Annotated in this window: 9 protein-coding genes and 2 pseudogenes; 4 read left to right on the plus strand and 7 right to left on the minus strand. The window is 38.3% G+C overall.

All coding sequences use genetic code 11. The features are described from left to right. Positions 1-189 precede the first annotated feature (189 nt). The 3 genes and pseudogenes from AC0L4E_RS00460 to AC0L4E_RS00470 form a co-directional block, all read right to left on the minus strand. Positions 190-1,122: an acyltransferase gene (locus AC0L4E_RS00460; RefSeq protein WP_473677531.1), complete on the minus strand. Its 933-nt coding sequence runs from the start codon at positions 1,120-1,122 to the stop codon at positions 190-192. A 17-nt stretch (positions 1,123-1,139) separates the two neighbouring features. Continuing rightward, positions 1,140-2,024: an acyltransferase gene (locus AC0L4E_RS00465; RefSeq protein WP_473677532.1), complete on the minus strand. Its 885-nt coding sequence runs from the start codon at positions 2,022-2,024 to the stop codon at positions 1,140-1,142. A 160-nt stretch (positions 2,025-2,184) separates the two neighbouring features. Further along, positions 2,185-3,063: pseudogene (locus AC0L4E_RS00470) on the minus strand (YifB family Mg chelatase-like AAA ATPase); the annotation flags it as partial. A 95-nt stretch (positions 3,064-3,158) separates the two neighbouring features. Between AC0L4E_RS00470 and AC0L4E_RS00475 the strand changes: the two are divergent. Next, complete coding sequence (locus AC0L4E_RS00475) at positions 3,159-4,727, plus strand: recombinase family protein (protein ID WP_473677533.1); 1,569 nt, start codon at positions 3,159-3,161, stop codon at positions 4,725-4,727. Positions 4,728-4,849: 122 nt separating this feature from the next. On the opposite strand, the gene AC0L4E_RS00480 is transcribed toward AC0L4E_RS00475, so the two are convergent. Further along, positions 4,850-6,748 carry an NACHT domain-containing protein gene (locus AC0L4E_RS00480; protein WP_473677534.1) on the minus strand — a complete coding sequence of 633 codons (1,899 nt, stop codon included), beginning with the start codon at positions 6,746-6,748 and terminating at the stop codon, positions 4,850-4,852. Between the two features lie 246 nt (positions 6,749-6,994). Here AC0L4E_RS00480 and AC0L4E_RS00485 point away from each other — a divergent pair, with 246 nt between their 5' ends. Both AC0L4E_RS00485 and AC0L4E_RS00490 read left to right on the plus strand, forming a co-directional pair. Further along, positions 6,995-7,573, plus strand: coding sequence for a recombinase family protein (locus tag AC0L4E_RS00485; protein ID WP_473677535.1), 579 nt, complete (start codon positions 6,995-6,997; stop codon positions 7,571-7,573). A gap of 679 nt (positions 7,574-8,252) precedes the next feature. Further along, the gene (locus tag AC0L4E_RS00490; RefSeq protein ID WP_473677536.1) at positions 8,253-8,930 is read left to right on the plus strand and encodes a hypothetical protein; all 678 of its coding nucleotides are present in this window, start codon (positions 8,253-8,255) and stop codon (positions 8,928-8,930) included. Positions 8,931-8,932: 2 nt separating this feature from the next. On the opposite strand, the gene AC0L4E_RS00495 is transcribed toward AC0L4E_RS00490, so the two are convergent. Next, the gene (locus tag AC0L4E_RS00495; protein ID WP_473681436.1) at positions 8,933-9,196 is read right to left on the minus strand and encodes a thermonuclease family protein; all 264 of its coding nucleotides are present in this window, start codon (positions 9,194-9,196) and stop codon (positions 8,933-8,935) included. A gap of 183 nt (positions 9,197-9,379) precedes the next feature. Continuing rightward, a pseudogene (locus AC0L4E_RS00500) lies at positions 9,380-10,039 on the minus strand (magnesium chelatase domain-containing protein); the annotation flags it as partial. A gap of 483 nt (positions 10,040-10,522) precedes the next feature. On the opposite strand from AC0L4E_RS00500, the gene AC0L4E_RS00505 reads away from it, so the two are divergent. Then, a complete protein-coding gene (locus AC0L4E_RS00505; protein WP_473677537.1) occupies positions 10,523-11,542 on the plus strand; it encodes an ABC transporter substrate-binding protein in 1,020 nt (339 codons plus the stop codon). Here the strand turns inward: AC0L4E_RS00505 and ilvY are convergent. Further along, positions 11,539-12,411 carry an HTH-type transcriptional activator IlvY gene (gene ilvY / locus AC0L4E_RS00510; protein WP_473677538.1) on the minus strand — a complete coding sequence of 291 codons (873 nt, stop codon included), beginning with the start codon at positions 12,409-12,411 and terminating at the stop codon, positions 11,539-11,541. The genes AC0L4E_RS00505 and ilvY overlap by 4 nt on opposite strands. Between the last annotated feature and the right edge of the window lie 134 nt (positions 12,412-12,545).

Genomic DNA, 12,545 nt, shown 5'->3' on the forward strand with positions numbered 1-12,545 from the left:
AGAATCGGCTGCATTTATAGTTCCAGCAACCTCCATATTACGTAGCTATGTGTTTTATTTCAAATTAGATTTCAGTTTCGCAATTTGGTGAATATTGTATAACTGCTTGGTTGTTAATATTTGTAATTATTAAGGCTTTAAAAACAAAAAAAACACGCTATTTAGCGTGTTTTTAAACTTGATTGTTAATTATTTTGTGTGAGTTGTTTCTGCAACATACTTTTTGAAAATCTCATCGAGTTGCTGATCTTTTTCAAGCCAAACTTGATTGAGCCAGCGCTGAAACTCTACGCGGGTTTCTGCCTGGGAAAAATAAACTTCAGAATCGACAGTCGGGACAGGCATTTGCTCGACTCTGACGACAATTCTTTTCACTCGTCCTGACATTACTTGGTAAAGCACACCTTCTTTTGAGGCTAAATCTGCATCTGGGTATGCGAGTGTCATATTCAGTAAGCCAGTAAATTGTTCACCCATTGCTGATAGGGTAAAGGCAATACCGCCAGCTTTAGGGCGTAATAAGTGGCGATAAGGCGACTGTTGACGACGTCGTTTGTCTTCAGTAAAGCGACTTCCTTCAACATAGTTAATGATTGAGGTCGGGGTATTTTTAAATTTCTCGCAAGCTTTTCGCGTGGTTTCTAAATCTTTACCTTTAAGTTTTGGATTTTTCTTAAGCTTGGCTGGACTGGTTCGGTTCATAAATGGCATGCCAAGTGCCCAACAACCTAAACCTAAAAAAGGCACAAATATGAGTTCACGCTTTAAGAAAAACTTCAGCATAGGAATGTTGTTTCGCAGGATGTAGGTTTGTGCGGCAATATCAAACCCGCTGACATGGTTACTGATCAGTAAATACCAACCTTTTTGATCAAGATCGTCTAGGCCTTCGATATCCCATTCAACCTTAGCGATTATGGCAAGAATGCCGCCATTACATGTTGCCCAAGCCCACATAAAACGATTCATTAAACTGAGAAGCGCATTACTCGGCGCCTCAAAGGGAATAAATAGCTTAATAATACCGCCAATACTGATTAATCCTGCCCATAGAACAGTATTAAGGATCAATAAAAAGGTACTGATAAAAAAGATAATTGGACCTGGTAAAAAATTTAGCATGGAGCTAAATACCTCTATTATTTATTTTCAGCCATTGAGCTGATTTTGTTGTCTTTTTCTAACCAGAGTTGATTAAGTTGATTTTGGAAATCAATTTTAAACTCACGATCTTTACTGTAGTCACCACGCATTGCATCAGGTATATCAGTAATTTGAATATCCACGTGCACTTCATCTAAACCGTTACAAATATACTCCCAATAAGAAGGTATTTTGTCTGGATAGTATATGGTGACATTAACTAACTTGTTTATTTGGCTGCCCATTGCATCTAAGGCAAAAGCCATACCGCCAGCTTTGGGCTTGAGTAAGTGCTTAAAAGGCGAATCTTGTTTCTGATGTTTACCTGGGTGGAATCGAGTTCCTTCTACAAAATTCATTACACTGACAGGTTTATGCTTAAACTTTTCACAAGACTTACGAGTAATTTCGGTATCTTTGCCTTTTAGTTTCGGATTCTTCTTCAATTGTGCAGTCGAGTAACGACGCATAAAAGGGAAGTCTAGTGCCCACCAAGCTAAGCCCAATATTGGTACATAAATAAGCTGTTGTTTTAAGAAAAACTTTAAAAACGGAATTTTTCGGTTAAACACGCGCTGTAAAATTAGGATATCTACCCAAGACTGGTGATTAGCTATCACCATGTACCATTCTTTTTCTGAGAATTGATTATCACCCGTTAACTTAATCTTAGTTGGATGCAAAATGGCTTCAATAATGCCATTAACACTAATCCAAGCGCTGGCGCAGTTATCTAAAATATAACTGCAAACTTTGCGGATAAAGTTAATTGGCAACACCTTGAATACACTGAAAATAAGTATAGGTGTTACCCAAAAGATAGTATTTATGACGTAGCAAATAAATGCTACAGATCCTTTAATTTTTGCGAACAGCGGCATCTAGCTCTCCTGTAAATGGAGGCTTATGTTACTCCGTGACAGGCTTATGCTCAATCCGCAGGACAATAATATCGCATTTTTTACTAAAAAATTACATGCTAATTAATCTGTATCGAGCTGAAATACAGGGAATTTGTAGTGATGAGGTTTCACCAGTCTTTTACTGTTGGCTTAAACGATTCATTAATCTATCCATAGCACGGTATCCCAATGCTTGCGCAATATGACGACGCTCAGTGGTTGAAGACTGTTGTAAGTCAGCAATGGTGCGAGCAACTCTTTGTATGCGGTGAAAGCTTCTTACAGATAGTCCAAGCTGCTGAACACTTTGATCGAGAAACTCTAAATCTGCTTGGCTCATAGATAAGTGTTGTTTTAGTAGTGTTGGGGAAAGCTCACTATTGAGTACCCCAGCTCGGGAGAGTTGTAATTCTCTAGCTCGATTAACTCGCTTGGCGATACTGTCGCTACTTTCAGTGGTTTGTTGGGTTTGTGTCAGGGTGCCAGCCGGTAATTTAGGGACCTCAATGGTTAAATCAAATCGGTCTAAAAAAGGGCCTGATAAGCGTGATAAATAACGCTGAATTTGATCGGGAGTTGATCGCGCATTATCTACATCGCCGCAAGGACTTGGGTTCATGGCGGCAATTAATTGAAAACGACTGGAGAATTTTACTTTGGCTGCGGCGCGAGATATAACGACTTCACCAGACTCCATAGGTTCTCGAAGGCAATCTAATACCTTACGGGGAAACTCGGCTATTTCATCTAAAAATAATACCCCTCTATGAGCAAGTGATATCTCTCCGGGCTTCGGGATGCTGCCACCGCCGACTAGTGAAATTGATGAGCATGTATGGTGTGGTGCCCTGAATGGTCTTTCTAAAAAGGCATTGGGTTTAATATTAAGACCTGCAACAGAATGAATAGCGGCGACATCAATGGCCTCTTCGTAACTTAGCTTTGGCAACAAAGGAATAATACGGTTAGCCAGCATGCTCTTCCCTGTGCCTGGCGGGCCTAAAAATAAGACGTTGTGACGCTAGTGTCATATTCAGTTTATGTTGCTGGAATTATTAAATAAACAGTGACAATATCCTCCGCCATTTCTGGCTTTTTGTTTGGAGTTTGATTATGAGCATTAATAGGGCAATCAGCTATATTCGGTTTAGCACTCCGTCGCAAGCTCAAGGAGATAGCTATAGGCGTCAAATTGAGGGCGCTAGAGCGTACTGTATTGAAAATGGATTAGAACTTGATGAAGATGGTTTGTTAGATGCTGGAGTCTCTGGATTTAAAGGCTCAAACTCTACTGACGGGGCTTTAGGAAGATTCATTGCCTCTGTTAAAACTGGAGAAATAGATAGTAATGTGACATTAATTATCGAATCTTTAGACCGCCTAAGCAGGATGGAAGTCGAAAAGGCACTTAGGCTTTTGCTTGAGTTAGTAGATTTAGGCGTAACTATAGTTACTTTAATGGATAAGCAAGTTTATAAACGCGGATTAAACATGCTTCAGCTTATGGTCTCATTAACAATTATGAGCAGAGCACATGAAGAGTCAGCTACAAAGAGTAAACGGCTATCATCAGTTTGGGCAAAGAAAAAGGATGATGCCAAACTAGGAATCATTTCAACAAGCACTATTCCTGCATGGTTGAGTATTAAAACAGATAAGTTAGGTATAAAAGGTTTTAGTATTAATGAGGAGAAAGCCGATAGAGTGCGAGAGGCTTTTAAGATAATGGCGAGTGGTTTAGGTACTACAGCGACAATAACCCAGCTACAGCATAGAGGCATTTTATCTCCAACTGATAGAAATTGGGCTCGCACATCTCTAAAAAATCTTGTCGATACAGCTACAGTGATAGGCCATTACCAACCGCATATTGGAAATGCTGGTAATAGAAAGCCCGTTGGTGACGTGATAAAAGATTATTATCCAGCCATTATTGACGAAGACATTTATTGGGCTGTTTACCATAGACTGAAATCAGATAAAGGTTGTGCTGTGGTTAAGAAGGGAAAATTGAACAATTTATTTTCCAAGATAGCTACTTGCTCTCTATGTGGTTCATCAATGAACTATGTAGCTAAAGGTGCTGTTCACGAAGTTTATTTAGTTTGTTCCAATAGGATAAATAGTCGAGGTTGCAATTTACCTTATATTCATTATTGGCAACTTGAAAAGGTCATTGTAGTGAGCCTTTTAAAAATGCAGCACCACCTTATTAAAACACCATCTAAAGTTACAAAGATAGAATTAGATGCGAAGAAAGGGCAGCTCGATGAGGTGAAGACACAAATACTAAATGTAACAGATGCTATTGCCATTGTAGGGCTTTCAGAAGCTTTGCACTCAAAGTTAATTGAATTAGTAGCTAGAGAGAAAAAGCTAGAAGAATGGTTAATTGATTCATCTAGTAAAGCTCCTATTTTGGATTCGGAGTCTCAACTAGATTTTCTAGTGCAGAATATTTCAGACCTAAAAGTCAGACGTGAATTACATAGCGTCTTCAGGTCGATACCATTAAATATCTCAATCGGACTAGATTCATTTAAGATGAACGATATAGAGCATACACGGACTTTCCATAAAGGAATTTGGGAGTGGAAAAACGGTAAGGGGCTTAAGATGAACTTTAAAATGAAAGGCTGGGAAAAGCGAATGTCAGGCCTTCGTTCCCAACAAAAGGTATGACTCGGCAGAGCCAGTAGCACCTAAGTAGCCAGACTAGAGCTTCCAAATTGGTATAAAAATTTGTGTGTGCTTTATATATATATATTTACACAAGATACCCCCCCTAGGGGGCGCATAGTGGATTAATAGAACCGATTTAAATCATTACTTGATTGATAAATTTTCTTTCTATTAATCACCTTTTGCTCTAATTCGTTTAATTTAAGGTGAAATCTTTCTAAACTATTTGCGTGAACTAGATCAGCTGTATGCATATTTAAGTCTATTAATTCATGAATCTCGAACTTGTAATGATACTGTGTATGTTTGTTTTCTTGTATGTAAGTCCCATGATGCCTACCTTCTGTGACATCTACGCCATCAGTAATACGTTGTTGTATAAGTTCTGTTAAAGTAGAAGTGTCTATTAAAGGTATTGGTATATCAAAAATAGTAGTAAGCAATATTATATATTTAAGGAACAGTTTGTTCTTTCCCTCTATCTCGTCATTGTACATAAATGAAAAGGTTCTTTGATTTCTCATTAGGGTGACGCTGTTGAATGTAAGACCTGCCAGTAGTGAATTAGTTGTCAATTGGCTGTTTAACTTAAAAATATCACTTATTTTCTTCACCTCAGTTATTAGCTCCCCGACGAAATGAATAAAGAATAAATCTTCATCGAGAACAGATAGGAATCGAAGAACATTTTCATGTGAATTTCTATAGTTAAACAATATAAAAGAGTAGTATTCTTTTCGTGTATCATCTGACAAACTTTGGATATGCTTAGCTGAAAAAAATTCAATGATAGATTTATGCAAGTATGAATAATCTTGCCCATCCTGCATTATTAAAGATGTCTTGTTAATTACATCTATGTGAGCATCACTTGTATCAAATCCTAACTTTTCTGTAGCATCTTGAAACGCTTTTACTAAGTTTGACTCTCGGAATCTCACATCATTTTTTAAACTAAGGAGTTGAAAAGAAGCAAGTTGAAAAACCCTGTACAGCTCTGCATTATTTAAACCCGAAACTCCTTTTCTTTCGTACATAATTTTGAAGCGATCATGTGTTGAAGCTAATGTTTGGAATAGCTGTTCATAGAAGTCGACTATCGTTGTTGGCTCTGCAACTAAAGAATTATATGTACTTATAAATATGTCAGTAATTATTGGTGTTACAAGAATACTAGATATGTCTTGTTTGTTGGCGATAACGTCTAAAAGTTGTATTTTATCTTGTTCACTTATAAGTTTATGGTTGCTAATTATATTCTTAACATCATTTATATTAAGATCCATTAATGAGTAATTGTTAACATCACCACTGAATAACTGAATCTCTGTACCGGGTCGAGTTGTGACTATGCATGTAGTGCCGTAAGTAATATATGTTTGCCTAATTATATTAAGTGCCAGCATTCTATGCTCTTGCTCTATTTCATCAAATCCATCAAATAAAACTTTTAACCTGCCTAGTTGAAGTAAATAAGAGCAAGCATTTTTAGGTGCACTGATGCCTAATTGGTTTAACTCTTCGGAAATTATGCTTCCAACTGTTAGTTCTGGGGTCGTCCAATCTATGTTTCTAAGGGTTATTATCAATGGAAATTGATCACCTTCATTCTTTAAAATATTTAGAAAAAGTTTACGTAATAATGTGGTCTTGCCTTGGCCAGCCTTTCCTATAACACAAGTTATTTTATCAAACTCAAATGAACTATCATCTATAGGAACTTCTGTTGCATTTTTTTCAAGGGAGCAAACTCGGACTGGGTGGTAAATATCCTCAATGAATACGTCTACATCTCTAGATAGTAAAGTTCTAAATTTTAGGTACCTATCGGAAACTTTTGAATAAATTTTATCCGCTAGTTCACCATTAATGGAGGAAATTGAATCTAAAATTTGGTTGATATCTTTCCTGTCTGTACGACTTTGAAATGCTTTTTCAATTCGCCCGAAAAATTTTGCAGAAAGATACTTTCCAGTTTCAGTTTCAAAGGCTTTCATAATTACAGTCGTGGATTCAGACATAGTATTCTCAGTGTTTTAACTGCCAGCATTATGGGGAAGTGAACAATAACTTATATTAAAAGGTAGATTAACGTAAATGAATACAATAAGTAATAGATAAAAAGCTTTGAGTTGCTAGTTTCAACAAACCATCGTTAAATGACACCAGATAATGAGAGCTTTATCATGGTTCAACAATATAGGGTATTGACTTGTTGGCACCTGTAGGTATAGTTGGCACCAATTGTTGATACCTTTGGATTGATTATGAGAACCTTTGCATACTGTCGAGTCTCCACCGTTGAACAAAATGCCGAAACTCAAGCCCACCAGCTTCAAGAGAGACTTGTAGACCTTAGACAAGACCGAATTATTAGTGAGTCCATATCTGGTGGAGTCATGGCAATGGAACGTCCTGCATTTAAAAACCTAGTAGATAACAAACTAGAAGCAGGCGATAAGCTGGTTGTCTTAAAGCTTGACCGCTTAGGCCGAAACGCAATTGATGTACTCTCAACTATTGAGCTACTAACCAGTAAAGGAATTGCTGTTCAATCTTTAGACCTTCCAATAGCAGACTTGAGTAGTCCAGAAGGTAAGTTAATGCTCTCATTAATGACAGCGTTTGCTGAGTTCGAGAAAGACAGGATTAGAGAGCGGACTAATGAGGGCTTACAAAGAGCGAAGGCAGAAGGTAAACAACTAGGCAGACCACTGGCTAATGACACGGTAGAGAAAGTTTTAGAAGCTAAAGCTAAGGGGTTATCACAGACTAATGCAGTTAAGAATACAGGTCTATCCTTGTCGACTGTAAAGCGTTACTGGAATGGTCGAAAGGTTACTTAATATTGTTACTGATAACTATCAGCAAGGATGCTGTAAAAAGTTCTATATTACGATTATGAGGCCACCAAGCCTAATGTATGCCTTAGAGCTAAACTCTTTTCTGAGGATCATTTAAGTGCTTTATAGCGTTAATAGAAGCCATGACTCAAATACCCATCCAATTTGTAAATTGCTCCTATCTATCTGATACCCTGTTTTGTTAATAGAACTTTCCTGCCACCTTATCTTAGCAAGCTTAATTGTCCCCCCTTTAGTATAGAAGGCATTTATATTGTCCCCCCTAAGTAGAGAGGTTATCTATATTCTCCCCCCTTTAGCATAGAAGGCTATTGATAACTAATAGACACCTATTAGGCAGCGTATTGTGAGAATAGGATTAAAGATATAAATGACTAGAAACTGATACTCCCCCTATAGGAAAGAACTAATAGATTACCTAATAGATTACCTAATAGATTACCTAATAGATTACCTAATAGATTACCTAATAGATAAGAGGTTTTATTAATAACCTTCATAGCAAAACAACCAATTACAAACTAAATGGTCATGCACGGCCACCTCATACAACCTCAGATACCAGTTTCTTTAAGTCGCAATACTCTCATGCCTATCAGATTAATTCTGAGGGTCAGATAGGAGTGCACTTGATGGTATCGCTACTTAAAGGAATTTACTTATGATTAATACCGTTACAAACACGTTTCACGATATGGACGAGCTAATGCTCATCGTTCAGCAAAAATCTAGTGAATTGAATATTAACTCTAACCTAGTTGGGATTAGCTACTCAGAAGATTTAAAACTATCCAAAGCCGAACAATTTAAGCTAGTCAAGTCTAGGGGATTTCAGCATTTACTTATTAGCTGCTCAAGACATGGACCTACTATTTCTGAAAGAACTAGGCCTGATTGTATTGAGTGTAATCGCCTACGCTCAAGTTGCACCTTAAATGAGCTCGCAGAATGGGATGGAAGCCGTATCCGATTTTACAGGTATGTGGATTCCAAAGACGAAACCTCATATTTGGGAATGACCTCACAGAACCTTAATAAACGACATGGAGGTCATGCTTATGATACTTGGAGGAAAGGAAAAAATACTAACTGGAATATATATTTAAGAGAAGAGTACAAGGGAGAAGCTGATTTCAAATTGAATGGCAAACCAGAATTAATACTAGAGGAACTGATAGATATTGGAACGCCTACCAATGTAAAAAGAGACATAGGATTATGGCTAGAAGCTCAACTTATTAAAGAGTTTCAGCCTAAGTACAATACTATTAGGCCATCTGTTGACTACCAATACAGTAAACTACCTCAAGCTTATAAAGCTTCATTACCTAGTTATTAGAGCTAAACAGAACACCAATCAAATCTAGTTCCACTGTATACGCTGGCATGCTTTGACTGAATCAACATCTCCCCAAGACTCAGTTCATCAAGGTATACGTCAGCGATTATCCTAAAATACTTTCCTCTCTGGATATTTTTCAAGACTACATTCTTGGATTCTCGTAGCTTCATTATTGTGAACTGTTTGGCTTTACGTGCTAAATGCTTTTCTTGTTCGCATTGACCTCTTATTTCAGGAGTGTCGATACCTCTGATACGTATCATAATATTTCTACCTATGATGCTAGGCCATTGATCAATATTCACCTTGAAAGAGTCACCATCATAGATGCTTGTAACTTGACTAACTGCTATTGAACCGTAATTTTCAACTGCTTGAACATGGAAGCTGATTAGTGAAAAAGCTAGAAGTAAGAAATGGTATTTTAGTATATGATGGATGCGACATAAGGTTAAGGTGTTATGGCCGCCTGCTGCAGCAATTTCTAACCCTTGTTTAGCTTGGTATTGGCCTATGACTTCACTTAAACACAATGTCGGCCCTGATGGCGTTTCTTCAAACCATTGTGGCTGTTGATCAACTAAAGGCAACTTAGCTTGGCCATGCATGAAAGCGGCAAGGTGTTGTAAGTGCGCAACAAAATGAGTTTGCTGGTAGCCAACTAACTCAGCCTCGTGGCGGTTTTCAATGGGAATGAATAGTTGATGCTGCTGATTTTTTGCAGCTATTATAGCGGGTAAGATACCAATGCAAGAGCGAACATCTCCTGATAAGGCAAGTTCGCCAATGAACTCACAATGAGCTAATTGTTCTGTGGGTATTTGCCCAGATGCGGCGAGGATTCCAATAGCAATGGGTAAATCGTAACGGCCACCTTGCTTAGGCAAATCTGCAGGCGCAAGATTAACTGTAATGCGTTGCATAGGAAATTCAAAACCAGCATTGATTAATGCACTGCGGACCCGTTCCCGTGCTTCTTTCACAGAAGTCTCAGGTAATCCGACTAAATTAAATGCGGGCAATCCATTACTCAAGTGGACTTCAACAGTGACTTTAGGGGCTTCAACGCCGCAACAAGCACGGGTAATTACGCAGGCTATCGCCATAAACAAATCCTTTTGTTTTTCATATTCAAGCTAATACTCACTCCTTTAACGGAGTTAAGTGTAGCAGGTAAAATGAATGGCAAAGGATTGGAAGAATTAGGGTGCTAATTTGTGATTGATTCAGAACTGTTATTTATCACTTTTTGAGTGGCTTTAGTTAGTGACCTTAATTAGTGAGTTTGGGAGGGCAGCTATTATCAACCGCCATAGGAGCCTCAATGCGTTTAATTGATCTATTAACATTTGGTTTGTAAAAAATTAACCTTATTACTAGTAAGGTTGAATGAAATGATGTCATATTAAGGTACTTAATTTAGATACCCTCGTACGGTATCCACATCAAAATATTTTCAATTAAATATCTATGCTAAGAGACCTAAACTTAGAGATTTTAACTTAGAGCTCTTAACTAGGAGAACTTAATAATGAGGGCTTCTTTTGATTAAGGGTAGCAAGTTACAAGGTTAAATAGGGAGTGTTGAAATGGGGAGGTTATTGGCTGCGACTATACTGGTATTGCTATCGACTCAGGTGCTTGCGAATGTGAGCGCAGTGTTTTTAAACCCAGGTGCCGACCATGAACTATTTTGGAGCAATGTTAATAACATCATGCATGCGTCATCAGATAAGCATGCTATAGAATTAAAAACACATTATTCCAATCGTGACCGTATTTTAATGCTCAACCAAGCTGTTGAGATTGCTAGCCAGCCGCAGTTACCTGATTATTTGATGATGGTGAATGACAAGCAAGTCGCCAAAAAAGTACTGCAAAGCTTTTACCAAAAACCGGTATATATCGTTTTTTTGATTAATGATATTGATGCGAATACTCGCACTGAGCTATTAACCGATCCCCATTGGCAGCAATACCTGTTACCTGCAATTATTGAAGACAATAATCAAATTGGTCGCGAATCAGCGGCGTCACTTGCGCCGTATTTTACGACTAAGCCTGCCCATGTCGTTGCTATAGCTGGAGATGACGTAAGAGAAACATCTTTACAACGCACAGAGGCGATGGAGGGTTACTTTAATCTGCATTTAGATATTGTACTTGAGCAGGTTGTTTTTGCTGATTGGCAGTTAGAAAAAGCTTATGAACAAACCCATTTTATATTAAAACGCTTTCCTGGCGTTGATGGTATTTGGACTGGCAATGATCAAATGGCTGCTGGCGTGGTTAAAGCATTAAAAGAAACCCGCAGAAAGCCAGGTGAAGACATCAAAATCTCTACGATCAATCCTTCTTTATATTCCTATGAGTTACTCAAAAGTGGAGAAGTGAATACTGTGGGAGGTGGCTCATTCTTACTAGGTGGTGTCGCTGGGTTAAATATTGCAAATCATCACCAAAATGGACAGTTTAACTTGTGCCTTGAACAACAGTTTTATCGTCAACTCACTGTAGACAGTGACATGTTCACTATGATTTTTAACCAGCAATGGCAACCCCTTTACCAGCAAGAAGTGTTGTCTATCTGCAAACTTAGTTTGGATTAAATAACGTCTAAAAATGCTTTTAAAATAGGTTCTTGAATACGTTTTTGTTTACAACAACAGCCTAGCTTAAATGGCGGGATAGTTTGTGGCGATTCAAGTTTTACTAAGCGTTCGCGAACAGGACTATTTTCTACTACCACTTCAGGACTGATGCTTACCCCACAACCTAATGCCACCATTGAGGTGATTGCTTCCTGTCCTGATACCTGCGCATAAATATTAGGTTTAAAACCCATGGCCTTAAACCAATTATCAGCACGGCGTCGACCCGGGCCATGATCTGGAACGATAAAAGGCAACTGCGCCCAATCTATAGGTGTTTGATTGACCATTTGCTGGGCGTGACAGTTTATGGTTGGTGCGTATACGTGTAGAGGCACTCGATCAATTTCTTCAAAATGCAGACTTAGTGGCAATGAGTCCGGCAGTGCTATTATCGCAACATCGGCTCGATTGTGCTGAATTTCATCGACTGCATTAGCGGCATCACCGGTATTGAGGGTAATTTCAACTAATGGATGTTCACGTCTAAATCTATCCAATAGAGCGGGCAAATGGCTATAAGCGGCAGTGACAGAACAGTAAAGGCTAATTCGACCATGCAATAAAGGTTGGTCTGGATCAATACGGCCTTTTAAATTGAGCCATTCAGATAATGTTTGCTCGGCAAAGCGTTTAAATTCGTTACCCGCATGAGTGATGCTGACGCTGCGATTATCTCGCTCAAACAATTTACAACCGACTTCTTCTTCAAGACGTTGTAAGGCGCGACTTAAGGTAGATGGACTGACATGAGTTTGTTCTGCTGTTTTACCAAAATGCAGGCTATCACACAGGTGTAAGTAGAGTTTTAACGCACGAATGTCCATGATCTCACCTATATTTAATCAGCAATTTTTTCGTTCATTTTAGCGAATCGTTTCATGTTGCATAAAATGAAATATAACATCCCGAATATATCATTTTAAGCAACAACGAGCTTACGCTATAGTGATTTCAATCA

This window comes from Shewanella sp. GJ50-10 (genome assembly GCF_055808815.1).